24 protein-coding genes are annotated in these 26,786 nt (G+C 38.0%); 12 read left to right on the top strand and 12 right to left on the bottom strand.

Going from position 1 to position 26,786, the window contains the following annotated elements; all coding sequences use genetic code 11:
- Window positions 1-109: 109 nt before the first annotated feature.
- The gene (gene cysD / locus AC1M9I_RS02375; RefSeq protein WP_035266686.1) at window positions 110-1,024 is read right to left on the bottom strand and encodes a sulfate adenylyltransferase subunit CysD; all 915 of its coding nucleotides are present in this window, start codon (window positions 1,022-1,024) and stop codon (window positions 110-112) included.
- Between the two features lie 141 nt (window positions 1,025-1,165).
- Here cysD and AC1M9I_RS02370 point away from each other — a divergent pair, with 141 nt between their 5' ends.
- The gene (locus tag AC1M9I_RS02370; protein WP_481610626.1) at window positions 1,166-1,609 is read left to right on the top strand and encodes a GNAT family N-acetyltransferase; all 444 of its coding nucleotides are present in this window, start codon (window positions 1,166-1,168) and stop codon (window positions 1,607-1,609) included.
- A 15-nt stretch (window positions 1,610-1,624) separates the two neighbouring features.
- Window positions 1,625-2,152 carry a hypothetical protein gene (locus AC1M9I_RS02365; RefSeq protein ID WP_481586517.1) on the top strand — a complete coding sequence of 176 codons (528 nt, stop codon included), beginning with the start codon at window positions 1,625-1,627 and terminating at the stop codon, window positions 2,150-2,152.
- A gap of 48 nt (window positions 2,153-2,200) precedes the next feature.
- Here AC1M9I_RS02365 and AC1M9I_RS02360 read toward each other — a convergent pair whose 3' ends face one another.
- Both AC1M9I_RS02360 and lysS read right to left on the bottom strand, forming a co-directional pair.
- On the bottom strand, window positions 2,201-3,649 hold the full coding sequence (locus AC1M9I_RS02360; RefSeq protein ID WP_481594405.1) for a capsule assembly Wzi family protein: 1,449 nt from the start codon (window positions 3,647-3,649) through the stop codon (window positions 2,201-2,203).
- 302 nt (window positions 3,650-3,951) lie between these two features.
- On the bottom strand, window positions 3,952-5,481 hold the full coding sequence (gene lysS / locus AC1M9I_RS02355) for a lysine--tRNA ligase (protein ID WP_481594406.1): 1,530 nt from the start codon (window positions 5,479-5,481) through the stop codon (window positions 3,952-3,954).
- Window positions 5,482-5,730: 249 nt separating this feature from the next.
- Here lysS and AC1M9I_RS02350 point away from each other — a divergent pair, with 249 nt between their 5' ends.
- A complete protein-coding gene (locus AC1M9I_RS02350; protein WP_179997703.1) occupies window positions 5,731-6,243 on the top strand; it encodes a YqiA/YcfP family alpha/beta fold hydrolase in 513 nt (170 codons plus the stop codon).
- Window positions 6,244-6,274: 31 nt separating this feature from the next.
- On the opposite strand, the gene AC1M9I_RS02345 is transcribed toward AC1M9I_RS02350, so the two are convergent.
- The gene (locus tag AC1M9I_RS02345; RefSeq protein WP_481594407.1) at window positions 6,275-6,811 is read right to left on the bottom strand and encodes an adenine phosphoribosyltransferase; all 537 of its coding nucleotides are present in this window, start codon (window positions 6,809-6,811) and stop codon (window positions 6,275-6,277) included.
- Between the two features lie 491 nt (window positions 6,812-7,302).
- Between AC1M9I_RS02345 and rubA the strand changes: the two genes are divergently transcribed.
- The 4 genes from rubA (at window position 7,303) to oxyR (ending at window position 10,643) form a co-directional block, all read left to right on the top strand.
- Window positions 7,303-7,467 (top strand): rubredoxin RubA, encoded by a 165-nt coding sequence (rubA, locus tag AC1M9I_RS02340; RefSeq protein WP_000760495.1) that lies wholly within the window; start codon window positions 7,303-7,305, stop codon window positions 7,465-7,467.
- A gap of 78 nt (window positions 7,468-7,545) precedes the next feature.
- On the top strand, window positions 7,546-8,724 hold the full coding sequence (locus tag AC1M9I_RS02335; protein WP_481594408.1) for an NAD(P)/FAD-dependent oxidoreductase: 1,179 nt from the start codon (window positions 7,546-7,548) through the stop codon (window positions 8,722-8,724).
- A 61-nt stretch (window positions 8,725-8,785) separates the two neighbouring features.
- Window positions 8,786-9,721, top strand: a complete 936-nt coding sequence (locus AC1M9I_RS02330; RefSeq protein ID WP_092766881.1) for an alpha/beta fold hydrolase — start codon at window positions 8,786-8,788, stop codon at window positions 9,719-9,721.
- A 16-nt stretch (window positions 9,722-9,737) separates the two neighbouring features.
- Window positions 9,738-10,643, top strand: coding sequence for a LysR family transcriptional regulator OxyR (gene oxyR / locus AC1M9I_RS02325; RefSeq protein ID WP_179997701.1), 906 nt, complete (start codon window positions 9,738-9,740; stop codon window positions 10,641-10,643).
- Window positions 10,644-10,694: 51 nt separating this feature from the next.
- On the opposite strand, the gene ppk1 is transcribed toward oxyR, so the two are convergent.
- The gene (gene ppk1, locus AC1M9I_RS02320) at window positions 10,695-12,773 is read right to left on the bottom strand and encodes a polyphosphate kinase 1 (RefSeq protein WP_035266707.1); all 2,079 of its coding nucleotides are present in this window, start codon (window positions 12,771-12,773) and stop codon (window positions 10,695-10,697) included.
- A 124-nt stretch (window positions 12,774-12,897) separates the two neighbouring features.
- The gene (gene mtgA, locus AC1M9I_RS02315; protein WP_035266660.1) at window positions 12,898-13,572 is read right to left on the bottom strand and encodes a monofunctional biosynthetic peptidoglycan transglycosylase; all 675 of its coding nucleotides are present in this window, start codon (window positions 13,570-13,572) and stop codon (window positions 12,898-12,900) included.
- Between the two features lie 76 nt (window positions 13,573-13,648).
- On the opposite strand from mtgA, the gene AC1M9I_RS02310 reads away from it, so the two are divergent.
- Window positions 13,649-14,461, top strand: coding sequence for a rhomboid family intramembrane serine protease (locus tag AC1M9I_RS02310; protein WP_180027980.1), 813 nt, complete (start codon window positions 13,649-13,651; stop codon window positions 14,459-14,461).
- Window positions 14,462-14,492: 31 nt separating this feature from the next.
- Here AC1M9I_RS02310 and AC1M9I_RS02305 read toward each other — a convergent pair whose 3' ends face one another.
- Together AC1M9I_RS02305 and AC1M9I_RS02300 are read right to left on the bottom strand one after the other, a co-directional pair.
- Window positions 14,493-16,979 carry an ABC transporter permease gene (locus AC1M9I_RS02305; protein ID WP_481610625.1) on the bottom strand — a complete coding sequence of 829 codons (2,487 nt, stop codon included), beginning with the start codon at window positions 16,977-16,979 and terminating at the stop codon, window positions 14,493-14,495.
- Window positions 16,976-17,689 carry an ABC transporter ATP-binding protein gene (locus tag AC1M9I_RS02300; RefSeq protein WP_373683294.1) on the bottom strand — a complete coding sequence of 238 codons (714 nt, stop codon included), beginning with the start codon at window positions 17,687-17,689 and terminating at the stop codon, window positions 16,976-16,978. The genes AC1M9I_RS02305 and AC1M9I_RS02300 overlap by 4 nt, the downstream gene beginning before the upstream one ends.
- A gap of 41 nt (window positions 17,690-17,730) precedes the next feature.
- Between AC1M9I_RS02300 and AC1M9I_RS02295 the strand changes: the two genes are divergently transcribed.
- Entirely contained in the window at window positions 17,731-18,375 is a 645-nt protein-coding gene (locus AC1M9I_RS02295; protein WP_481610624.1) for an arylesterase, read from the top strand.
- Window positions 18,376-18,451: 76 nt separating this feature from the next.
- Here the strand turns inward: AC1M9I_RS02295 and AC1M9I_RS02290 are convergent, their stop codons facing one another.
- Window positions 18,452-19,066: a carbonic anhydrase gene (locus tag AC1M9I_RS02290; protein ID WP_035266649.1), complete on the bottom strand. Its 615-nt coding sequence runs from the start codon at window positions 19,064-19,066 to the stop codon at window positions 18,452-18,454.
- A gap of 321 nt (window positions 19,067-19,387) precedes the next feature.
- On the opposite strand from AC1M9I_RS02290, the gene AC1M9I_RS02285 reads away from it, so the two are divergent.
- Together AC1M9I_RS02285 and AC1M9I_RS02280 are read left to right on the top strand one after the other, a co-directional pair.
- A complete protein-coding gene (locus AC1M9I_RS02285; RefSeq protein WP_481588883.1) occupies window positions 19,388-20,398 on the top strand; it encodes an alpha/beta fold hydrolase in 1,011 nt (336 codons plus the stop codon).
- Between the two features lie 17 nt (window positions 20,399-20,415).
- Window positions 20,416-21,417 (top strand): hypothetical protein, encoded by a 1,002-nt coding sequence (locus AC1M9I_RS02280; RefSeq protein WP_481588882.1) that lies wholly within the window; start codon window positions 20,416-20,418, stop codon window positions 21,415-21,417.
- Between the two features lie 28 nt (window positions 21,418-21,445).
- Here AC1M9I_RS02280 and AC1M9I_RS02275 read toward each other — a convergent pair whose 3' ends face one another.
- The 3 genes from AC1M9I_RS02275 to nfuA all read right to left on the bottom strand — a co-directional run bounded on the left by AC1M9I_RS02275 (window position 21,446) and on the right by nfuA (window position 25,907).
- Window positions 21,446-22,717 (bottom strand): class I SAM-dependent methyltransferase, encoded by a 1,272-nt coding sequence (locus AC1M9I_RS02275; protein WP_481588881.1) that lies wholly within the window; start codon window positions 22,715-22,717, stop codon window positions 21,446-21,448.
- A 70-nt stretch (window positions 22,718-22,787) separates the two neighbouring features.
- Window positions 22,788-25,046 carry a TonB-dependent receptor domain-containing protein gene (locus tag AC1M9I_RS02270; protein WP_481593914.1) on the bottom strand — a complete coding sequence of 753 codons (2,259 nt, stop codon included), beginning with the start codon at window positions 25,044-25,046 and terminating at the stop codon, window positions 22,788-22,790.
- A gap of 222 nt (window positions 25,047-25,268) precedes the next feature.
- Complete coding sequence (nfuA, locus tag AC1M9I_RS02265) at window positions 25,269-25,907, bottom strand: Fe-S biogenesis protein NfuA (RefSeq protein WP_035269609.1); 639 nt, start codon at window positions 25,905-25,907, stop codon at window positions 25,269-25,271.
- A 159-nt stretch (window positions 25,908-26,066) separates the two neighbouring features.
- Between nfuA and AC1M9I_RS02260 the strand changes: the two genes are divergently transcribed.
- Window positions 26,067-26,684: a rhomboid family intramembrane serine protease gene (locus AC1M9I_RS02260; protein WP_481594415.1), complete on the top strand. Its 618-nt coding sequence runs from the start codon at window positions 26,067-26,069 to the stop codon at window positions 26,682-26,684.
- Window positions 26,685-26,786 lie beyond the last annotated feature (102 nt).

Here is a 26,786-nt window from a genome sequence, read left to right as displayed (position 1 = left end):
AATATGTTGAAATCGGTGTATTTGAATCCCCCTCGTTCCCCCTTTGAAAAAGGGGGATGACTCCTCTCTTTTACAAAGAGATGAGCAGCGCTGCTGCGGAAGAGAGATTCTAGAAGTAACCTTCTTGCTTTTTCTTTTCCATCGAGCCCGCTTCATCATGGTCAATCATTCGACCTTGGCGCTCAGAACTCGTTGCAAGCAACATTTCTTGGATAATTTCTGGCAAGGTGTTAGCAGTCGACTCCACCGCACCTGTCAATGGGTAACACCCCAAAGTACGGAAACGAACCGATTTCATTTGTGGAACTTCACCTTCTTTTAAAGGCATACGCTCATCATCCACCATAATTAATGTACCACTACGCTCAACAACAGGTCGTTCTGCCGCCAAGTACAATGGAACAAGTGGAATACTTTCTAAGTAAATATATTGCCAAATATCAAGCTCAGTCCAGTTCGACAATGGGAACACACGGATACTTTCGCCTTTATTCACTTTACCATTGTAAAGATTCCAAAGTTCTGGACGTTGGTTTTTAGGATCCCAACGATGTTTATCATCACGGAATGAATACACACGTTCTTTGGCACGTGATTTTTCTTCATCACGGCGAGCACCACCAAATGCAGCATCGAACTTGTATTTATCTAATGCCTGTTTTAAACCCTGAGTTTTCATGATATCAGTATATTTCGAACTACCATGATCAAATGGGTTAATCCCAGCATCCTTACCTTCTTTATTTTGGTGGACGATAAGATCGAAACCGTGTTGCTTAGCCATATTGTCGCGGAAAGCAATCATGTCCTTAAATTTCCAACCTGTATCTACATGTAACAGTGGAAAAGGGAGTTTTGCAGGATAGAATGCTTTAAGCGCTAAATGCAGCATAACTGCCGAGTCCTTACCAATCGAATAAAGCATGACTGGATTTTCGAATTCTGCAGCAACTTCGCGAATGATATGAATACTCTCAGCTTCAAGCTGTTTAAGATGAGTAAGTCTTTCCTCATTTAATGACATGGACAACACCAGCTAGAATATGTGTACTTATGACACTTTTGAAAATTTATATTCATTATAGTGATTTAGACAACAGAGCTTTATCTCGTTTTTTTATATTAATATACTCAAATAGAATATAAGCAAAGAGACAATCTAATTATGATAACAATTACAGGCCTTTCAAATATAAAATACCAAGAATGGTTACCCCTTTGGTCAGCTTACCTTGAATTCTACAAGACCGAATTGAATCCTCAACAAGCGGCTCTGACTTTCAAACGATTATCTGATGCGTCGCAAACCGATATGTTTGGCTATGCCATTATAAAAAATCAAAACGTCGTCGGAATTGTACATCTCATTTCTCACGCAAGCACTTGGACTAAACTCCCTTATTGTTATCTCCAAGATTTGTTTATTGATGCAAATTATAGAAATCAGGGCTTAGCCAGGAAATTAATAGAATTTAGCTATGACGAATGTAAAAATAATTATGATAGAGTGTATTGGTTAACCCATAAAAGCAATGATAATGCTAGACTTTTGTATAATCGTGTTGCAACCAAAACGGGATTCATTCAATATAAAAAATCTCTAAATTAGTTATTTTTATCTCCCATGCTTAGCCTTGAATCTCTTAAACAACATTTAGAGCGAGCTCAAATTGCTGGTCATATTTATCAGCATCATCAAATTCTAGTGTTACAAGAACCGTTTACTGAAAATGGTTCTGCTTTAAATATTTTTGTTCAGCACGAGTTAACTGCTGATCAAATTGGCTTACAGTTTGCTGTTGAACATACTGATCAAAAACTAAAGTTCTTGATTGGCGTTACACATAGCAATCAAGATCATAGAAGTGAAATTAGTATTGGTCATTTAAAAGGCAATCAAAAAGCTTTTAATTTGTGCTATGCCTTTTACAATTATCCAAAACATTTTTTTGTAGTTGAAACAGATTTATATGCGAACGCTGAGCAATTTAAAGACTGCTTAGAAAAGCAATTATTCAGTCAGCCTGAGCTTAGTTTTTTAGACACAGCCACTAAAGTAAATCCAATGGGACAGAATTACCCATGGATGAAGGATTATATCGCGCAACTTAGCTTAGAAATGAAAGTTCGGATACAAACAAGTCTCATGTAAAAAAAGCCACCTTTTTAGGTGGCTTTTTCAAATGCTAATCTAAGAATATTAACGTCCCAGTTTTTTGACATCTAAAGGTATTTCAATACCAACAGAAGCACCTGCATCATTACCATGACGATCTGAATCTGCAATCCAACCATTAATCTTTAATGGCAAATTCGGCTTCACAAAATGCGTCCAAGTTAAATCTAATGCTTGGATATCATCTTCCTCAGAAAATGCAGCATTGGTATCTCGATTTGATTGATTTACTTTTGCAAATAATACGCGACCTGAAAGTCTATTCATGGCATCAAAACGAATATTTCCACCCAAAGAAATCATCTCACCATCTCCTCCAATCGCATGTGCAAGAGGATAGCCATGTTGATAATATCCATCTGTATAAACACTGTGATTATAAGATATTCCTTGGGCCTTCCCATTTGTAGTGGTGTCTACCCACTCAGCATAAACCTGATAAGGCATTTTTTTTAAAGATGAAGAATAATCCACCCCAGCCTGATACATTTTCTTAGCAGGTAAGCCACCTGCTTCATCTTCCCCCACGTATTGAGCATAGACGCCGATTGGCTGGTTCAATAAATAGCTTAGATTCAAACGCGCATCAAATCCAGCAATCTGGTTAGATGGATTAACAGTATCCCCGTAAACATTATCTTTACCAATCCAAGCATCCCAGAGAGTTCCTAAATCCTCAGGGCGACCTTCACCACCCCATTGAATAATGCGTGATGCACCGAACTCTAAATAAGGTAGTGGTTGTGCGGTCAAACGTAAACCAATAATTTTCGCATCAGGAACTGCTTTATAATCATCTAACTGGCCGCCAAAAGCTTGGTATTGCCAAGGCCCGATCCATGAGAGCCATTTATGATCAAAAGCAGCCTGTTCAGCACGCTGTAGAGTGAAACCATATACTGGTCGACTTGCATCTCCACGTATCAAACTACCATCGTGTGCAGGCCCCCAGTAGGTTGGAATCTGACCAGCAATGAGCCATTGATTCCAAAGTTTACCCGCAAGATATGAGCCTTCTAGGTTAACGTCTTGCCCATTGTCTATCTGAGGGTCTTTTTCACCTCTAACTTTGAGCTTCGCATCCCAATTTTGCCCCCCAAGATTTAACTCTGCACCAAGCGCATATTGTGCTTTTTGATGATCGGCAAAAGATTGTGGGATTTTCTTTTGATCACTCTCCGCGAAAGCATCAACTTTTAATGTTTCATTTTGCTGCTTAATCGCTCTTTCGACTTCCTGAATAACCTTTTGTTGTTCGATGGAGTTAATTTTAGCGTTGGTGAGGGCACGTTGGACCTCATCACCACTTAGCGGCCATGTCGAGGTGCTTATTTGAATCACACCTTGTTGATTCAGCCAATTTAAATCATCTCTCAGGTTTTCATCGTTGAGGAGAATACCATTGGCAAACACCAGTGGACTAGAAAATAGTAAGCTCGATGATAGGATTTTTATAAGTCTATTCGGGTTCATCACAAATCAATTTAGGATTATATCTTATTGATTATTTGAATTTTTAATTTATAAATCCATTAACTTTACATTAAGTATTTAATTAGATACATTTAATAACATTGTATAAATATTTTGATAAACATACAGCTGGTTAAACAGATTAGCCTTAATGATAATTTTCTATATTTTTTTATCACCTTAATTAAATATTTTGTGATTAAAACCTCAAAATACACTCACACTAAAAAACATTTAAATTTAATTTTATGTTAAGAAAAATTAAAAAAGCCCTTCAAAGAAGGGCTTTTTTAATTTCACTATTACGCATTTTTGTGACGCATATGTGGGAATAAGATCACATCGCGAATACTTGGCGCATTGGCAAATAGCATTACCAGACGATCAATACCAATCCCTTCACCTGCTGTAGGAGGTAATCCATATTCAAGCGCCTCAACGAAGTCGGCATCATAGTGCATTGCTTCATCATCACCCGCATCTTTTTCAGCTACCTGTGCTTGGAAACGCTCAGCCTGGTCAATTGGGTCATTTAACTCTGAGAAGCCATTTGCAAGCTCACGACCACCAATGAAGAATTCAAAACGGTCAGTAATGTGCGGGTTGTCATCGTTACGACGTGCCAATGGAGAGGTTTCCGCAGGATATTCAGTAATGAAGGTCGGTTGACGAAGTTTCGTTTCAACAGTTTCCTCAAATACAATCGTTTGAAGCTTACCTAGACCAAAACCTGGCTTCACTTGCTCTTTAAGTTCATTCTTAACAAACTCAGCTAAGAACTCGCGATCATTTACATTTTCAGGTGTAAATTGTGGGTTATGTTCAAGAATTGCATCAAACATTGAGATTTTCTTGAATGGACCTTTGAAGCTATACACTTCTTCGCCATAAGGTACATCTGTCGAACCTAAGATATCAATTGCTAGTTTTTCTAGCATTTGCTCTGTCAGTTCCATCAAGTCTTTGTAGTCTGCATAAGCTTGGTAGAATTCGATCATGGTGAATTCTGGGTTGTGACGTGTAGACACACCTTCATTACGGAAGTTACGGTTAATCTCAAACACACGTTCAAAACCACCTACAACCAAACGCTTTAAGTAAAGTTCTGGTGCAATACGTAAGAATAATGGCATGTCTAAGGCATTGTGATGCGTTTCAAATGGACGCGCAGAAGCACCACCTGGAATCACATGCATCATTGGTGTTTCAACTTCCATATAACGTTTTTCAGTCAAGAAGTTACGAATACCAGCAACTACTTTTGCTCGAATTTCAAAAGTCTTACGCGTTTCTTCGTTCACGATCAAATCAAGATAACGTTTACGATATTTTACTTCTGTATCTGTTAAACCGTGGAACTTGTCTGGAAGAGGACGGAGTGATTTAGTGAGGAGTTCAAAATGTTCAATATGCACATAAAGATCACCTTTGCCTGAACGTCCAATGTAACCTTCAACGGCAATAATATCACCTAGGTCTAAACCTTTAATGGTGTCAAGTGTTTCAGCAGAAAGTTCTTTACGCGCCACATAAAGCTGAATACGGCCGGTCATGTCTTGGATCACCATGAACGAACCGCGGTTCAACATCACCCGACCCGCAACTTTGACATAAACTTTTTCACTGCCTTCAATTTCTTCTTTTGATTTATCAGCAAACTGATCCTGAAGGTCTTGTGCATAATGTTCACGCTTAAACGTGTTTGGCCAAGGGCTCGTACCCTGCTCTTGAGCCTTATCTTGAATCTGTTTTAACTTGGCATGACGCTGTGCGATTAAATCGTTTTCGGAAATGGTTTGTTCAGAAGTCGATTGAGCGTTTTGTTGCGTCATCTCTGCCTCGTAATTTTATTTAAAAAAGAAGTTGCATAGCATAGCAGAATTCAAAGTACTTGAGCATTAGAAAAAATAATCAGCCATTTGAAAAACGCTTAATTTCATCCACTAAAGTCTAGGTCTGAACATTTCTTAGACCAAAAGCTAAGTTGTACTTTGAATACAGCACTCTACAATCATCCTATAAATTGTGGAAAAGTATACTTTCAACAATCATAAAAAATAGAACGGATTTAATGATGACTTATGAACACTCAAGAGCCTAAAGTATTGTTTATGCATGGATTAGATTCTTCAAGAGAATCTACCAAGTTTCAGGCAATTCTTTCTAAAAATAAATATTGCATTAATGTTGATTATCGAAATTTAAAATACGCTGCTGTTGAACGTTTTTATATCGATATGATCGAGAAAATTAAACCAGACATTTTAGTAGGACATAGTCTAGGTGGTTACTGGGCATTAAAGATGTCAAATCGATTTCAACTTCCTGCTGTGATTGCAAATCCGAGCCTAATGCCATCTTTTGATCCTGATTATCCAGCGATTACAATTGAGGAGCTTCAATCCAAAACCTCATCTCAAATCGCTTATATCGAACTTGGTGATGAACTGATTGATATGCATAGTACCTCTGACTTATTAGAGCCATACATGTACGTTGAAAGTATTATTGGTGGTCGTCATCAACTAGAAAACCCTGATCGCCTGAATTACCTGATCGGATTAGTCAGTCACTCAAATCATCAATCACATTAAAAAAGCCTTGTGAATCACAAGGCTTTTCGACTTAAATTTGAGGTTTTGATTTATCGTCCAAAACAGACCAAATATTCATTCCTAAATCCGCGTGTAAATCTGGTAAATCAAGGAAAATACTCGCCCCTAAAACAGTGTGCTGACATTTATCCATCAATTGCTTAACTGCTTTTAATGTACCACCTGTGGCCAATACATCATCAACAATAATCACTTTTTGAGCCTGTACATCCGCAGACATTTCTAAACGGTCCATGCCATACTCAAGGCTATAACCCACACCAATCACTGGTGGTGGTAATTTTCCAGCTTTACGAACCAACAACAAACCCTTGCCAGTACGTTGCGCCAACAAACTCGCCAAAACAAACCCACGTGCTTCAACAGCAACGAAACTCTCTACTTCTGCCAATTGTTCCGCAGGAATACTTTCGATTAAGGCATCAGTTAAAGGTGCAATGCTCTGCATGAACAAAGGAGTTAAATCAAAGAAACAAATTCCTGGTTTGGGAAAATCTTGGACCGTACGAATGTGTGACCACAATGATGTAGACAAAGAATTAGACATAGGAGATAAAAATTAGACAAAAGAATGCGTAAATTTTAACGAATTATTGACAAAAAATATAGCAAACATGAGCTAAGAAAAAATACCAACCAATATAACTTATTGATTTTTAATAAACCATTTTTTAATTAAATGACAAGTATAAAACACAAACAGTATAAATTTTATATGAATAGCTGGTAAATCAATACGCGACAAAAGTCTGACAATTTTTTTTAAATCATAATACATATAATTTTGTCAAATATTTCAAAGATTTAATGCTCAGTCCTATCATGCATTAGCATAATTAGCATGCGTTTTGTCCTAATCTGCCATTCAGCTTCGCTTTTAGTCAGCTAAACTCCGTTATTTACTTTACTTTCCACCTCGAACTGCGTAAAAATTTGCTTGAATATGAACGATAAAAATTCATATCACTTGAGTCTAGGTGTGAGAAAGATTTTGGCTGACACCAATAAATGGAATTGTCAGTATTTTTGGAGAATCAAATGAAAAAATATCAATGCATCGTTTGTGGATGGATTTATGACGAAGCAGAAGGCTGGCCACAAGATGGCATTGCTGCAGGCACTAAATGGGAAGATATTCCAGATGATTGGACTTGCCCAGATTGCGGCGTATCAAAAGCAGATTTTGAAATGATTGAAATCTAATTCAGATTTCCTTTAAAGACCATTTTGATATGGTCTTTTTTCTTATTACTAAAAAAATTATCAGTATTGGAGAGTACTATGCAACCGATCATCATTGTTGGCTCTGGCATGGCAGGTTACACATTAGCGCGAGAGTTTCGCAAACTGAATGCTGAACAAGCACTTGTTATGATTTGCTCAGATGATGCGGTGAACTATGCAAAACCAACTTTATCTAATGCACTTGTCGGTAAAAAAGCGCCAGAGCAAATTGCCTTAGGTGACGCTGAGAAAATGTCTGCGCAATTGAATATGCAAATTATTCACCATGCGACTGTAACTTCAATTTCTGCAGATCATCATCAATTGACCTACACAAAAAATGGACAAGTTGAAAACCTTATATACAGCAAATTAATATTAGCTGTAGGTGCTAACCCTATTCGATTAGCCATTTCAGGTGATGGCGCTGATGATATTCATGTAGTTAACTCACTGATTGATTATCGTGAATTTCGCTCTAAGCTCGACCTTAAACAAGACAAGCGTGTTGTCATTTTAGGTGCAGGCCTCATTGGGTGTGAGTTTGCCAACGATTTACAGAACACTGGTCATCAAGCGACTGTGATTGATCTTGCCCCACAACCTTTGGGTCGCCTTCTACCAGAACACGTTGCACATGATTTCCAGCAAAATCTTGAAGAAACAGGTATTCAGTTTGCATTAAGCACCACTGTAGATCGTGTAAGTAAAAATTCAGACGAAAGCTATATCGTAACGCTTGCAAATGGACAGAGCTTTACAGCTGACGTTGTTCTTTCCGCTGTTGGCCTGCAACCCAATACATCAGTTGCACAAGAAGCAGGAATCCATACCAGCCGTGGAATTGTGACTAACACTTTAATGGAAACCAATAAGACCGATATTTATGCATTAGGTGATTGTGCAGAAGTAAATGGTTTACTGCTTCCGTATGTCATGCCAATTATGCAACAAGCACGTGCTTTAGCTAAAACATTGTCTGGTGAGAATACACAAGTTCATTATCCAGCGATGCCAGTCGCAGTGAAAACCCCTGCTGCACCACTGACTGTATTACCTGTACCTCAAGGTGTAGAGGCAACTTGGGAAACTGAAGAACTCGATGACGGAATGATTGCTAAAGCACTTGACCAAGAATCAACGCTTCGTGGATTTGTGCTACTTGGACCAACAGCAGCGAAGCAACGTTTAACATTGACCAAACTGGTTCCAGATTTAATTCCAGCTGCCGTTTAATTATTCGAAGATTTAGGGTATTTTCAAATGAAAGTACCCTTTTAGTTTGGACACAATAACAATGAATAACGCACTAGAATATCAAGTTTCACCTTATGCTCCATTCATGCAAGAAAGTAAAGTGAGTCTAGGCAATGGGATCGACCTTCATATTGAAGTTGGGGGCAAGGCTGAACATCCTACGATTATTCTCATCATGGGACTGGGTGCGCAGATGCTTTTTTGGCCAGATTTTTTTTGCAAATCTTTAATAGACCAAGGTTTCAGAGTCATTCGTTTCGATAACCGAGATATTGGCCTCTCAACAAAAATTAAGCACAAGGGACCTCGCCTCAATACATTTAAACTTATGGGTAGATTTGCTTTTGGTCTAGGAAATCAAGGCTCTCCTTACAATTTATATGATATGGCTGAAGATGTAGCATTACTCATTGAGCGATTAGGTCTTGAAAAAGCGCATATTATTGGTGCATCAATGGGGGGAATGATCGCTCAGATATTGGCAGCAAAATATCCAGAAAAAGTAGATAAACTAGGATTATTATTTACCAGTAATAATCAGCCATTTCTTCCGCCACCATTTCCAAAACAATTATTTAGTCTTATTGGTCGCCCTGCATCGAATGATGAAGATGGCATTGTGAATCATAGTATTAAAGTCATTCAGACGATTGGTTCACCTGGTTACGTCAATCAATTGGAAGTTATTCAAAACGCGCGTAAATTATATAAGCGTAGTTATCATCCAGCGGGTGTACTTCAACAGTTTTTAGCAATATTATGTACAGGCTCATTAGTTTCTATCGATAAGCAAATTCAAAAGCCAACACTGGTTGTACATGGCTCAAAGGATCGTCTACTCCCTTTTAGCCACGGCAAGGCAGTATCAAAAGCAATATCAGGTGCAAAGTTTGAATTAATCGAAGGAATGGGGCATGATATTCCTGCGCATTTCATCCCACAACTGAGTGGTTTGTTTGCAAAACATTTTAAATGATAAACACTAGGACACTATGGCTGCATTACCATCCCTAAGACAGCTGTCATATCTCGTGACTCTGTCTGAGACGTTGCATTTTACAGAAGCAGCACGTCGCTCATTCGTTACTCAGTCTACGCTTTCTGGCGGGATTATGGAGCTCGAGCGTTTATTGGGTGGCGTTCTCGTTGAACGTGATCGCCAAAATGTACGTTTAACCCCTCTCGGTGAGCAAGTGGTTGCACGAGCACGTGTCCTTCTTGCTGATGCTCAAGATCTCATGCGACTGAGCCGTGAGATGAGCGAACCACTTACTGGTGATCTTCATTTAGGAATTATTCCAACGATTGCACCATTTATTTTGTCGCAATTGTTAGAAGAAGTTCATAAAGAGCTGCCTAAAATTCAACTACATCTTCATGAAGCACAGAGTGAGCATTTGGTTGAAAAGCTAGAACATGGCAATTTAGACATGATCATGTTAGCGCTCCCATTCGACACACGTGGCTTAAAAGTCGCTGAAGTTGCGAAAGAGAGTTTGTACTTAGTTGCAAATAAAGCTGACCACAAAACGTCGCAAGCTAAATCTCTAGAAGATCTTGATTTGACACACCTCATGTTACTTGAAGAAGGTCATTGCTTAAGAGACCATACTTTAAGTGTATGCCCTATCGGTGAACGCAAAAATGATCATCGTCTTAAAGCGAGCTCATTACCAACCTTGGTTGAAATGGTGAGTTCTAATCTGGGCTTTACATTACTACCTCAGATTGCGGTAAATACACATATGCTGAAAAATAATGATCAATTGGTGATCCGACCAATTGAGAATGCCCCTTCACGCATTCTGTCATTAGTGACGCGTAAAAGTACGCCATTGCAAAGCGAATTTGATGTCCTTTTACAAATTCTACAGCGCATTACTGCTGATATTTGCTAATAAGCCATCACAAAAAAGGAGCCATTTGGCTCCTTTTTTTATAAAAATCATTTAAGATTTAAAAAGTTCAAGCAATTTATGTTGCGCATTATGAGGAGTCTCACCTTCATCGCATTGCGCACGTGACCAAGTTCCATCACCATTTAACAACCAAGCTTGTTGATTATCTTTCATATAATTTAATAAACCGTGTTGATAAATATGCTTTCTCAAAGTTGGATCCTCAACAGGGAAACAAACTTCAACACGATTAAATAAATTACGATCCATCCAGTCTGCGCTTGAACAATACAGTCGTGGTTGCCCTGCATTTCCAAAATAATACACACGTGTGTGCTCTAAGAATCGTCCAACAATAGAGCGCACACGGATATTCTCAGAAAGACCTGGTAAACCCGGTCTTAAGCAACAAATTGAACGTATGATTAAATCAATCTGCACACCAGCTTGTGATGCTTCATAAAGTTTATTAATCAGTTGCACTTCAGTCAGCGCATTCACTTTCACAATAATCTGAGCTGGCTTACCCGCTTTGGCGTGAGCAATCTCTTCATCAATATAACTAATTAACTGTGTATGCAACGTAAATGGCGCATGAAGTAATTTCTTCAATTTTGCCATTTTGCCCATTCCAGTCAACTCTTGGAATATACGATGCACATCTTCACAAAGCTCTTTGTCCGTTGTCATCAATCCGTAATCGGTATAGATCCGGGCATTGGTTGCATGATAATTCCCTGTACCTAAGTGCACATAACGAACCAATTTATTATTTTCACGGCGCACAACGAGAATCATTTTTGCATGTGTTTTATAGCCTACGATGCCATAAACCACCACAGCACCAGCCTCTTGCAAAACATTTGCTACCGCAATATTTGACTCTTCATCGAATCGCGCTCGAAGCTCAATGACAGCTGTGACTTCTTTACCATTGCGTGCAGCTTCAGCCAAAACTTGAACAATCTCAGAATCAGGCCCACTTCGATATAATGTTTGCTTAATCGCTAAAACTTGTGGATCTCGTGCTGCCTCACGTAATAAATTAATAACTGGGGCAAATGATTCGAATGGATGATGTAAAAGGATGTCTTGTTTCTTCATTGCAGAAAAAACATTTTCAGACTTCTTTAATACTTTAGGAATGACCGGCGTATGGGAGTCATATCTCAAATGCGGACGTTTAAAATTAGACACTAAACGTGCCAAGTTCACAGGTCCATCGACTTTATATAATTGTTCTTCATGTAAGTCGAATTCGTTGAGAAGATAATCATAAATATGTTTTGGACAATTTTCTGTCACTTCTAAACGGACAGCACGTCCGAATCGACGAGAGTTTAACTCCCCTTTTAATGCTTTTGCCAAATCTTCGACATCTTCATTAAGGGCTAAATCCGCATTTCGCGTCACACGGAATTGATAACATCCTGTCGCAGTCATTCCTGGGAATAAATCAGAGACATGCTCATGAATAATCGCTGACAGCATCACGTGGTGTTCTTTACCATCGGTTAACTCGTCAGGTAAACGAACCACACGTGGTAAAGAACGTGGCGCAGGGACAACGGCTAAATCAATCTGTCGTCCAAAAGCATCTTTACCTTCTAGCGTGACGATAAAGTTGAGTGATTTGTTGACTAAACGCGGGAATGGATGTGCTGGATCTAAACTAATTGGAGTAAGTACTGGCGCAACTTGTTCCTGAAAATATTTTTTAATCCATTGGGATTGAGCAGGTGTCAACTCTCCACGACGTAAGAAGCAGATATCTTCTTCACGTAATTTTGGAAAAATTTCATCATTCAAAATACGATATTGACGCTCTATTGCAGCATGCGCAGTCTGAGAAATTTTCTCAAGAACTTGCTTTGGTGTTAACCCATCTGGACTACGGCTTTCATTACCGAGCTCCAATTGCTCCATGACACCCGCAACACGAATTTCAAAGAATTCGTCCATATTTCTTGAAAAAATCAATAAGAAATTCATTCGCTCAAGCAATGGATGCAATGGATCAACCGCTTGTTCTAAAACACGAAGATGAAAATCTAAAATCGAAAGTTCACGATTGATATATCGTTCATTATAAGTATATTCAGTTGGAGTATTTGTCATCGCGGTATTCATACCACAAAACCTGCATGCTAAAGATCTGTCTTAAGTATGCTTCAAATTTATGACATTTTCATAAAAAATGCACATGATCACTGTGCATTTTTGATCTCACGAAAGTTTTTTAGACAATTACATCTCACGGAATTCTTGAAGCATTCATGTAACGCAAAATAATTCGCTGTTTATTTTTGAGTTTACGATCTTGACGGTGGTGTTGATAATAACGCGGATTCGGCAAGATCGCTGCCAAAAATGCGGCTTGCTCACGTGTTAGACTGCTTGCCGATTTTCCAAAATAATGACGTGCTGCAGCTTCCACACCAAAAATATGATCTCCAAATTCAATGGAGTTCATGTATACCTCAAGAATGCGTTGTTTTGACCACATACGCTCCATCATGACAGTAGCGACAGCCTCTTGTCCTTTACGTAAAAAAGAACGCTTATTAAATAAAAATAGATTTTTGGATAATTGTTGGGAAATGGTAGATCCACCCGCAACCACTTGTTCTTTTTCTTTATTTCTTTCCAAAGCATGTTTTATGCCGTCAAAATCAAAGCCATGATGTTGCATAAATTTAGCATCTTCAGCTGCAATAATCGCACGTTTCAGATGATCACTGATATTCTCATAATCACGCCATTGATGCTGAATAGGCTTCGAACTGTCGGTCCAATATGTCCAACGCATGAGCATCGTTGTATCAACAGCATTGGTTCTCCACCATGCAAGACTTGAAAAAATCCATAGTTGAATTACAAGGATGATACTGACAATGACCAATAAAGTTCGAACAATAAATGCTTTCATGTCAGTGTGTTGCTCCTTTTGTTAGCGTAGTGCATGCTAGACCTTAATCCATATCATTATCACAGAATACAATGACATGACTGAAATGCAACCACCCCATTTTCAAAACCAATCACGTCTACCCTTAAGTCAGATTACGTTTTTACTCATTACACTGAATGTTGGACTTTTTATCTGGCAAATCTTTAGCGGGGTGGATGTATCAAACCCAGCAGCAATAGATGCTTTACGCTGGGGTGCTGATTATGCACCGCTGACTTATCTAGAGGAACCCCTCCGAATCTTCAGCAGTACATTTTTTCATTTTGGTCTTATTCATTTAATGCTCAATATGTGGGCATTGTATCTCTTTGGCAATGTCGCTGAGAAAACGCTTGGGCATGTTTATTTTCTAGGCTTGTATCTATTAGCAGGCATTATGGGAAGCTTGGTCAGTGGGCTGATTGACATAAGGAATAGTTACGAGCTATTGGAGCATATCAATCATGATTTATTTCCACGTGTATCCGCAGGTGCATCAGGTGCCGTTATGGGTTTAGGTGGTGCTTTAACGCTCTTATCTCTTTTTCCCCCTTTACCACAACAACAATTTCTCTTTGATCGTAAATCGCTACTGATCATCTTGGCATTAAATATTGCTATGGGATTCATGATCCCTGGAATAAATAATGCAGCGCATATTGGTGGAATGTTGATGGGTGCAGTCATGGCTTTATGTTGGTACATTGGTCAACGATTTAGACTAGGCTTCATCACTACCATCGTGGTACTTCCTCTAGGCATCTTCTTATGTTGGCTCATGTATCAATATAACTTAGGCTTAGTGAGCGGAATACAACCCATTTGGGCTGAAATGTTGCAGCAAATGAAAATGCAATTGGCATACTAATTCCAATTGCATTTTTTAGACCTCATAAATTTTATGATTGATTAAGTTCACGCAAGCTTTTTAATGGAGGAATCTCAGTTAAGTAGCTTAAACGATAACGACCAATCAGCGCACATAAAATCATCATGCTCATGGGTAGAATCACCCAGATTTCCCAATGCGGTTGTATAGCGAGATCCATTTTATAACTGGCGATCGCACTGATGACCTCAGCAAAAAAACACGATACTAAGCCAGCCATAAAGCCGATAAATCCAATTTCTAAACTCAGCATATTTTTCAAATTGGATTTTGAGCTGCCAAATGATCTTAAAATCGCGACTTCTCGCTTTCGCTCATCCATCAATAAATTAATGCAAGCAATCAACACCAAAAAACCTGAAACACTGACGAGAAGCGCAAGAATGGTAATAATTTGAACTAGAACAGATACTAAATTCTTAATTTCATCTAAAATTAAGGAAACATCGATAAATACAGTATTTGAGAACTGCTGAATTAGATTGACCAACTTGGATTTTTCATCTTGAGGTACAAAAAAACTTCCTAAATAACTTCCAGCATTTTCATCCATCGTATTCGGTGCAAAAATGAAGAAAAAGTTTGGACTGAAGCTTTCCCACTCGACTGTTCTTAAATTTACAACATTGGCTTGAAGTTCGCCTTCTGGCAAGCTAAAACTGAGTTTATCACCCACTTTTATTCCTAACTCTTCAGCAAGATTTGCCTCAACAGAAACATCTCCCACCTGCTGCAATTGCGGCTGTCCACTGACAATGACATTATCTTCTGGATAGCCTTGAGCTTGAGTCAAATTCAACTCTCTTCTGAGTGAGTTATTTTGCGCTCTTAATGATTCCGAAAATGGCTGACCATTATGTTTAATTAGGCGTCCGCGGATATTCGGATACAAGGGTGTACTTGGCCAACCTTCTTTTTCGATCTGAGCTTTAAATTGCTCAACTTCAAATGGAGGAAGACCATAAATAAATTGATTTGGCGTACCTTCAGGTAACTGTTGCTGCCAACGATCTAATAGATCCGTCCTTAATACTACAAGAACTGTAATCAGGCTCAGACCTAATGCAAGTGCAGTAATTTGAAATGCTGTTTGATTAGGTACACGTACATAGGCTGACCATCTATTTTTCAAAGATTTGATCATCTTTAATAGCAACCAAACTATGCTGAACATACTTGCACACAATGCGAGGATCGTACCGATAACGAGCAATGAGAGCTGTATATTTTGAGTGAGCAAAATACAAAATAAAATAAGACTTACAGCTCCCGCTCCCAATAAGGTCAAGAGAGAACGCGTAGATTTAACATCCTCACGGATAACACGAATTGGAGGCGTATTTAAGAGCTGCATCAAACTTGGGACAATAAATCCAAACATCACAATGACACTGGTAAATATTGCAATCGGCAAAGGACCCAAAACCAAATCAAACAAGCTAAATTGGATGTCTAAATGCGGAATTAGTTGCAACATAAACTGCAATAAAATATAGCCTAGACCAATCCCTAACCCAGTACCGATGAACATCGCAATTGCGACGGCAATCATAAGCAATGCAATATAGTTCTTAAGAATTTGGAACTTTGCAGCCCCCATACATCTCATTAAAGCAACATGATCTTGATTTTGTTGAACGTACCGTTGACTGGTCAACGCAATTGCAATACCGCACAGTAAAATTGTAAGAATGTTTGCAAGCTGTAAAAAAGTATCTAGATTTTCAATTGGACGCATCAAGCGGGTATTCGCCTCATCCGCAGTTCTCAAGCGAATTGAGCTTTGGGTTTCCATTGCTTGCTGATCATCTGCATTTGGTTCAATCATTTTTTTAGGATAGAGCTGATCAAAATAAGTCGTAAACTCATTAAGTCTATTCGGCTCACCAGACATAAGCAGACGATATTCGATACGACTTCCAGGCTGAATCGCATTGGTTGCCGCAACATCAGATTGTGAAATGATCACTGTAGGTGAAAAGGCTGAAAATCCAAGTTCTTGGTTAGAATCCTTTTCAATGACTCCTGTGACTGTAAAACTCGCATCTGCGATTTGAACCCTCTCCCCTATTTTGACATTTAATAAATCTAAAGCACGTTGACTCAGCCATACCTCTTCTGACCGAATAGCAGTTTGATCAGGTTGAATAATGAGTTCACCACGTAGCGGAAAATTGGACTCAATCGCTTTGACATTCACCATGACAAATTGTTCATCAGTATGTGCCATTGAACCAAAAACCGTCACTTGGGACTGTTGTAGATTGAGTTGGTTCGCCTTCTGTTTAAATTTTTCATTGAGCGGATATTGATCACTCAACACTAGATCTGCAGCTTGAAGCTTAGCAGCCTGCAATGAAACAGCTTGTTGAATCTGATCATTACTGAACTTTAAAGCGGTTGTCGCACTAATCGCGAGACTCAATGCAAAAATGAGCAAATAAATCCCTGTGCTAGCAAAACTTTGCTTCAACAAAGGTTTGAATAGCGCACTCATACACGCTCTCCAGAAGCTGAAGCGCCTTGCACTTTTTCTAATTGACCATCGATCAATTCATAATGCGTCTCACATTTTTGTGCTAGCTTTTGATCATGGGTGACTAAAACCAATGTAGTGCCCAGCTCCCGATTCAAATCAAATAAAAGCTGTTCAATCTCCTGGGCTGTCGTCCCATCTAAATTTCCCGTTGGTTCATCCGCAAATACAATTTTGGGCTCAGCAATTAAAGCGCGTGCAATTGCTACGCGTTGTTGTTCTCCCCCAGACAGTACTTTAGGTGTTTGAGTACTTTGACGATCTAAACCTACTTTGTTCAACCAATAAAGGGCTTGTTGTTCTGCTTTGGCATAATCAAAATTCTTTTGAATTCTCAGCGGCAACATAACATTTTCAAGCGCAGATAAAGAAGGTAAAAGCTGAAAGGATTGAAATACAAAACCAATATTTTCAAGTCTAATTTGAGCGCGTTGCTCTTCGCTTAATTGCTCAACTGCTATACCATTAATCGACAATGTTCCTGAACTTGGCTGATCTAATGTCGCCAGAATTCCCAACAGTGTAGATTTTCCAGAACCCGATCTGCCTGTGATTGCGACTTGCTCGCCAGGATAAATTTGTAGATTTAGATTCTCAAAAATCGTCAACTTTTTTTGTTGGATCTGTATTGTTTGTGTCAATTGCTGTGCAGAAATTAACGCTTGTGGCATGATTGAAGAAGTTGAGTCATTACGAACCATAGAAAGCCTTTATGCAAATCAGTCAAAGTTTAAATATTGTTACGTTGAGAAAAACTGCCTTTTTATTTATCTGCAGTTGTCTGTTTCTTTTACCGATCAATAGCTTTGCAAAAACTATCCTTATTCTTGGTGATAGTTTAAGTGCTGGTTACGGCGTGCCCACCGAGAAAGGTTGGGTCAATCTTTTGCAAAAACGTCTTGATCAACAGTATCCGAAACAACATCGAGTGGTCAATGCAAGTGTCAGTGGTGAAACAACCAGTGGTGCATTAGCACGTTTGCCCAAACTGCTTCAAACACACAAACCGGATATTGTCGTAATTGAATTGGGAGGTAATGACGGTTTACGAGGTCAACCTCCAAAAATGATTCAACAAAACCTCACTCGATTAGTTCAATTGAGCCAAAAATCTAATGCCAAAGTCCTCATGTTTGGTATGAAGATTCCTCCAAACTACGGCTCTGCGTATAGCAAAGCCTTTGAAAATAATTATAAGGTTGTGAGCCAGCAATTTAATGTGAAGTTGCTCCCTTTTTTTCTAGAAGGTGTTGCTGGAAATAATAAACTCATGCAAAAAGATCTGATTCATCCTAATGAACAAGCTCAACCTAAACTCTTAAATAATGCATATCCTTATATTAAAGGCGCTCTATAAAGTTATAGACATATAGATCCATAAATCCCAATCAATAAAAAAGCCAGCTTAAGCTGGCTTTTTTAAAATGCTGATATTAGAAGTCAAAGAATGTCACTTCACCTGTTTCAAGTGAGTATTCTGCACCTACAACTTTTAATTTACCTTGTGCAATCAAGTTTTCCAACACCGCAGAACCATGGCGCAACTGGTTAACTGAAGCAAAAACATTTGAGCGAACCGCGTGTACTGAAAGCTTTTTCAAATCATCTTTTAACTCAGTTTGCATTAAAATTTCGACTGATGGACGTACGCGATTGACAATAGACATCAAATTAACAGATGGCGGTTGTTGAGGATTACGTAATGCTTCAATCGTTGAGTCGATTGCGCCGCAATGTGTATGACCTAATACAATCACTAAAGGACAATTAAAACTTTCGGCTGCAAACTCCACACTTCCAACTTGAGATGGAGCTACGATATTGCCTGCTACACGAATAACAAATAAATCACCTAAGCCCTGATCAAAAACCATTTCAGCTGGAACACGTGAATCAGAACATCCTAATACAATCGCAAATGGCTCTTGAGTTTCAGCCATCTGAGCACGCTCATGATGCGTCAATAATCGTTGATGCTTGGTTTGACCTTCAACAAAACGTTGATTACCAATTTTTAAACGTTCTAAAGCTTCTTGTGCAGTTAGCATCTTGTATCCATGGTTTATCAAGGTTTGAGGTAATTTTAATACTGTGCTTTTTGATTGTCACTGACAAAATTTAAACTCTGTTACAATTTTTGTTAATTGCTAAAAATATCTTCAATTTCTTCAAATCTGATGATTATGATCATTCCTTACTGAAACACTTTAGCAGCTGATTCAGCGCTTAAATTTATGTTTATGAAGTAAAACTTATTTAAATAGAGAACCAATTATCACAAAAATAGGATTTATTTTTTTACTTTTAACTACTACTTTATAAAAGTCACTTGATTATAATGTCGCCCTGTTTTAAGGGATTTCACCTGCATGTTTGTTCATCTTCCTTTACCCACATTGAAGCATCAACATTTATTTTTCATTTTACTCGCGTTAATGCTCAGCCTCGGTATCTCATCTACTCGAGCAAATACTGTTGAATTTATCGACTATCAAAAAGTTTTAAATGAAGAACGTGCTTGGGCAGGACTATCCACTAAAACGATTCGCGTCGGAGATGTTGTGTGGTCTTATAGCGAAGGTGGTCCTGCTGATCGACCTGCCTTATTGCTAATTCATGGTATAGGCATGAATCGAGACAGTTGGAATCATGTAGCTCGGAATCTCACACAGCAACATCGTGTCATTATTGTTGACTTGCCTGGAAGTGGACAAACGTTAACACCAAAGGGATTTGACTTATCACTTCCTCATCTGACTGAACAGTTACGTCGTTTTGCAGAAGCATTACGCATTGAAAACCAGCTTAATCTAGCGGGTCACTCTGTCGGTGGATCAATCGGACTGATGTATGCTGCTAAATATCCTCAAGAAATGAAAAGTTTATTTCTGATCAGTGCCGGTGGATTATTCAGAAGTAACAAAACATTCTTCCTCAATAACCCAATTTATTTAAAGCAGCTTTTAATCTCACAACCTGGAGACTTGAATTATGTTTCTAGGAGAGTCATGCATAAAGCTCCCTTCGTACCCAGTTTAATCAAGAAACAACAAGAGCAAGCACTTATTCAACGCGCGGCGGATACATCTGAGTTGATTCATCAGCTTGTTAAACTTAATCAACAGTACACCGTTGAATCATTTGCTCAATTGTTAAAAAATATTGAGGTTGAAACATTGATTTTGTGGGGAAAACAAGATCAGATAGTAAATGTTGAAGTTGCACATGAATTAGGGACCGCCTTAAAAAAAGCACATCCCCCTATTCTATTAGATCAAATTGGTCATACACCTATCGTAGAAACACCTGATCTTGTGGCGCAACATTACTTAAGTTTTTTAAATAAGATGAATGCCGTTAAAACGTCATCGTCAAATTAAGGATATTGAGAATTTTCATGGAAAAAAATCCTAAAATCGAACAGTTGATTGAGGCACATTTGGCATTTCTTGATCATGAATTTTCTCAAGATGACACCATTGAAAATGAATTTTTATATTTTTATCAATGGTTTCGAAAACAACCTTTAAAGCAAATTTGGTCTTTCGAGGTGATTAGTGCACTGCTTCAAAAACAAATTCTAAATACACCTACAACTGATTCTCTCGTTCAACAGATTGCGGAGCATATTCGATTTGCGTTGGTTCATCCGCTTAATGAAACGACTCAAATCGAAGATATTATCTCGGTTCACACCATTGATCGAATTGCACTTTATATTTCATCTAAAAGTGCTCACCGCCAAGCTCTAATTAAACGTATTGTGAACAATCCCGCATTTTCGAGTATGCTCACCGAGTTAATCCATCATTCTATTCAGGATTATATTGATAATTCAGTGATGAATAAAAAAGTACCCGGTGTCGGCCGCTTTATGAAAATGGGGAAATCAGTTCTTGAAAGTGTCACTGATTCAAATCTTGATGATACGGTCAAACATTATCTTCAAAAAAATATTATCAAGATCAGTCAAATTAGCGAACAAGTGATTAACCAACACTTTGATGATAATAAGCTATACCACTTTCAAGCCAATCTTTGGCACAAAATAAAGCAAGTCCCACTCTCTGCTGTTAAAAACTATGTTGAAATCAATGATCTACCAAATACTGTGGCAATGGGACATGATATTTGGGACAACCTCCGTCAAACTGAATATCTAAAGCAACAAGTACACGATGGTATTTACACTTGGTATTGCCATAATCAAGACCGCTCTTTTGATCTGATCATGCAAGATATCAATATCAACGAAAGCCTTGTTCAAAATGAATTAAGTGCTCTACTCTGCCCCGTAATCAAGCATATGATTTCTAGTGAACACCTTAAACACCGTGCACGTGTATATCTTGAAAAATTCTACTATTCTGAACCAGCACTAAGTATTCTCACATCTTAATTAGAAAACCGCTCCTTAGAGCGGTTTATTAGAAATATGTCGTCGGTATTTGAATCTCAATTTGATGCTCACTCAGCAATGAATTGAGACGTTCTATTTTACGTAGGTCCTTTGATTTTCTATGCTCGCTTATAGGGTAGATATAATGGCAATTCATCAATAAAAATATACTTTCAACAAGTAGTTTTAAATTTTGCTGAAAACAAGGAAGGTGATGTAACTGTTGAAAAGTTTTAGAACCTGTTCTTAAACTTTCAATAATTGCACTGATCACCTCCTTCGGAGCTTGAATTGGGCCAATTGATGTTTTTAAATTAATATTATCCAATCGCTCATTGTTAAGAATAAGATCTAATCTAATCTTATGTAAAATTCCTAAATGGTCTTCAAAACGGTAATTCACTGATTTTTTTTGAAACAAATCCATACGCTGCTTTGAATCCCGAGCAATATCTTTTAGATACTCTTTTGTATTCGAAATATTCACATCTGATATCAACTGTTGCAAGTCGACTGGAATGCTAAGAGAATCTAAGTTTTCAGTTGGAACTGCACTCCCAATATATGATAGATCAGCTTCGATCTTTAAAATCTCATGTACATCTACACTATAAAGGGGTTGCCAATAATTAGTTAAAAGTTCGTGAGCGAGATAATTGGTATCATTTTTTAATGTATTCACAATTCCTTGTATTTTGTCATATCCAATAAAAGCGCCTCTCCGATTTAATTCACTCACTAGTGCTGTAGACAATTCAATACTTTGAGCAGATTGCTGAGACGTATTTTTATCAACCAAGTTAAAGATTTTTTGAATAGGCTGTAAAGTAGCGGATCCAGGAAAGCACATATAGTGTAAATAGAATAGCCCTTGGTCCTTTAAAGATTTATCTAGAATCTGCCTAATAAAATATTGATTGTGTTCAGAAACCCAAGAATACACTCCATGACAGACAATGAAATCAAACACTTCATTATTATTTTTGTTAAATTTTTCAAAGTCTATATTTAAGAATCTTATATTGCTTAACTGTAAGGATTGAGCAAGCTCTGTAGCTCGTTGTATGTGTTTGTCATTAAAATCCACTCCGACAAACTCAGCGTGCGGATTTGCAATTGCTGCCACAATCAAGTTAAGACCACAACCACAACCTAACTCTAAATATCGAAAATTTTGAGATATATCTGGCGCTATATAACCTTGAAATTGGCTGATTGTACTCAGCCAAATTGGCTGCATCTCTGGATAAAAAAACATAGGATAGATGGTGTCAACCACATAGCCATCGACGCGCTTCATTATTTTCCTTCTAAACTCGACTATTCAAAGCTTGGAGTAAGATTCTCGCTCTCACTCCAAGCACAAGACATTAAAACTTATAATTCAAGGCAAAGCTGTAACGTCGACCATCAAGCACCCAATCATTTCCATCTTTCAGTACATTTTTGTTTGCAACATTATATACACCAGTAGATAGCTGGAATTGGTCACTATACTTATACACAGCTCCAACATCTACAAATGTATAAGCTGGCGTTTTATCTCCGTCGGTATCACCCACTGTTTTGCCACGATAATTCAATTGAGTCCATAAATACAATTGATCATTAAAGTCCCAATCCAAGCCTGCATTAAACATATGTTTAGGCAAATTATTCAATGGTTTACCTTCATACTGTCCAGATTTTTGCTCACTATCTGTGAATGTATAAGAGTGTCTATATTTTAAGTAATCTGTGATGTTGTAATCTGTGGTCAGTTCAAGCCCTCTAATTTCGGCCTTATCAATGTTATAGTTGAGTGTATAACCATTTGCGTTATATGGCAGATTAGGGTTGGACTGATAAAAAGCACTACTATCAACGAAATCATTAATTTCAGATTGAGTGTAAGGCGGCTCACCGTCATTTTTTGGGGGAAGTCGACTACCATCTAAACGACCAGATCGAGTAATTTTATCGTTAAAGTCAGTTTGATAGACCATAAGACTTGCAGATAAACCCAATTCAGGATGAGTGAATGCAAAACCTGTTTCATACGTTAAACTGGTTTCTGGCTTTAAATTTGGGTTTGGCATAATTGCCCCGCCCATTGAGTTCAGCATGTAATCTGGAGAAGAATTACGTAAGCTCGGCGCTTTATAACCTGAGATTACCCCTCCTTTTAAAGTCACGTTGTCTGTAGCTTTATAAACTGCATATGCCTTTGGACTGAAATTATCACCAAAAAACTCATTTTCATCGAAACGACCGCTTAAGGTTAGTGCTAACTTATCACTGACATTCCAAGTATCTTCTGCAAAAATAGACCATTGATATCGATCCATTTTAGTGACTTTACCAGCCATCGCTGCATTTTGGTTACTTGTACCATCTTCAAGATTTTCTTTTAAATATCGCCCGCCAATGGTCAGGCTATGATCTTCGAAAAAGTACGTTCCTTGTGTATTGGCTGTGATAGTCTCAAATAAAATCCCCCCTGGATTTTGAACTTTACCCACAGTACGCCCTGTAATTGCATTATTTTTATCTTTATCATATTGCAAGTAAGAAGTAAGTTTTAGATTGTCGTAATCACCATCATGAGTAAGACTAAAATTATTTTTTTCTAATTCGGAGTAAGTCCCTGTATTCGGTACGACATCTGAACGATAGATTAGCTCACCATCATCATTACGATTATTCGTATTATATGCTGGATAATAATTTCCATTAGATAGAACGAAATCTTTACCATCAATATCAACTTTAGGACCCGTTACTGAAACATACTGGGTATAACTTTTACCTGGATTGTGTGTACGCTCTTGTTGAGTTCTTACATATTCAGCAGTGAGTGTGTTTTTTTCATCTGGTGTAAAAACAAACTTTGTACCTAGATTTGTTTTTTGAAAATCTGGTTCACTCTCACCTGTTTCGGCTGTATTTTTTTGTAATGAGCTTTCTTCAATTGTTTGAAGACCAGCCGTAACTTGGACTGAAAGAAGCTTATCAATTAATGGCGCATTTACATACAAGCTGGTATTGGTTGCGTCGTTGTTAACGTCATTCGATTTACCAGCTTTGATATATTCTGTTCGAATACTTGCAGTCAAACGATCTTGATGCTTTTTAGTAATGATATTAATTACACCACCCATTGCATCAGAACCATATAGAGAGGATGACGGGCCTCGAATCACTTCAATACGTTCAATCGATTCTATTGGCGGTAAGAAGTTTACTGATGCTCCTTGAACCCCCCCATTTGTTGTTAAAAGACTACCATCATTCATTGGACGTCCATCTACTAAAAATAGGGTATAAGCTGATCCCATACCCCGAATGGAGATCGTCTGGTTCGTTCCACCGCCTTGTACAAATACACCTGGAACATTTTTCAATGCATCAGTTACATCACTATAAGATTTTTTTTCTAATTCTTCGGCAGTAATCACTGAAATCGTAGCAGCAGCATCCGCTATATTTTGCTCATAACCACTCGCTGAAGTTACAACAATTGTTTTTAACTTAGTTGTATCTTGTTTTGCATTAGTATCTTGACCAATTTGCTCTTGTGCAAAACTTGAAACCGACATGGTGGTTAAGACAGCAAACGCTAACTTAGATTTTAAAAATGTCTTTTGCATTGTGTAATTACCAAAGAATGTGTGGAGAGATCTTGTTCGAATTGTGTCGCATTGTAACAAATGATAATCACTTTGCAATAGATTATGATAACTATTCTCATTTATAGTTTTGTTTTTACATTTCAATTTTATTGATATTACTCATTTTATTCAGTTTTCAAAAAAAAAAGCCCCCTTTTAATGGGAGCTTTTCAAATCTGCTTTTGTAAATTTAAAGGCGACTTATTTCATATAAGCGCCTTCAGATTGACTGTGGTCTGTTTGATCCACGACACGTTGTAACTCTGGAATATGCTGTTTTAGCGTAACTTCAACACCTTGTTTAAGTGTCACATCAATCGCTGAACACCCTTGACAGCCACCACCAAATTTCAAGACCGCTGTTAAACCATGCTCAGCATCTTCAACCACTTCAACCAATGCACAGTTTCCACCATGCCCTGCTAAACCAGGGTTAATTTCTGACTGTAATACATAGGTTATACGTTCTTCAATGGATGCATCTGGACCTACACGTGGCACTTTCGAGTTAGGTGCACGGAAAGTCAACTGACCACCAAAGCGATCTTTGTTGTAATCAATCACTGCATCCAATAAGTATGGGATTGATGGTGTATCAATATATGCAGCAAATTTTGGATATTCTTGTTTATAGTCGGTTGGAACGACTTCATCTGGTGCACTATATGCCATGCAGCATTCAGCACGTGGTGTACCCGGATGTTCTACGAAAACACGTACCGCGATACCAGGAGTATTTTGCTTCTCTAAAAGTTCAAACAAATACTCTTGCGCAGTTGGTGTAATTAATAAATTTGGAATTTCTTCAGCAACTGCAGTGCTGGTGTTCTCAGTCGACATAACAATTTTTCCTCAAGCTGAAGACTCTATTTTAACTGAAGATCGGGGGTAATATTTAAAATTCAACTAAATTTGTCAGAATTATTATATTAATAACAATTAAATTTAAAAAAATGGCATGATGAACAGAATTAAAGCAATTTATTCAATCTTATCCATATGCTTGATTTACCTTTTAATCATACTGTCACCATCGTTTTAATTACGGTTGCCGTTTCACTGGTTGCATTTTCCAATCAAAATATTATGAATCGTTTGATTTTTTGGCCTCCAGCCATGCAGAAAGGTCAATACGATCGATTTATCACGCATGGTTTTATACATGCAGATGGAACACATCTACTGTTCAATATGATCACACTCTTTTTCTTTGGAAGTGTACTTGAGAGTTTTTATCGACAATACTTATATGAACTCGGATTTGTTCTGTTCTATTTAGGCGGTTTAATCGCGGCAATTATTCCAAGCTATTTAAAACATAAAAATGATCACCGCTGGGCAAGTCTAGGGGCTTCTGGAGCAGTGTCAGCAGTCTTGTTTGCTTATATTTTATTTCAGCCATGGAAACTGATATTTGTCTTCTTTATTCCAGTTCCAGCCATTATTTTTGCCGTGCTTTATGTTGCTTATAGTATTTGGTCAGGTAAACGTGGAAACAGTAACATCAACCACAGCGCACATTTATGGGGTGCAGCCTACGGTGTCGTGGTTACAATATTGATTGAACCTCAAATTATTCCACATTTCTTCAGCAAGTTGCTTCAACTACCTTTTTAATTCTTAATCCTTGCGGAGGATTAAAACACTCCGCATAAATACCCTTCAATTCAAAGTAGATACTAGTAAGAAGATAAAAACACAAATTCAACAATGATAATG

It is taken from the genome of Acinetobacter sp. ANC_7553 (assembly GCF_056779895.1).
This window is presented reverse-complemented; position numbering and strand designations above follow the sequence as displayed.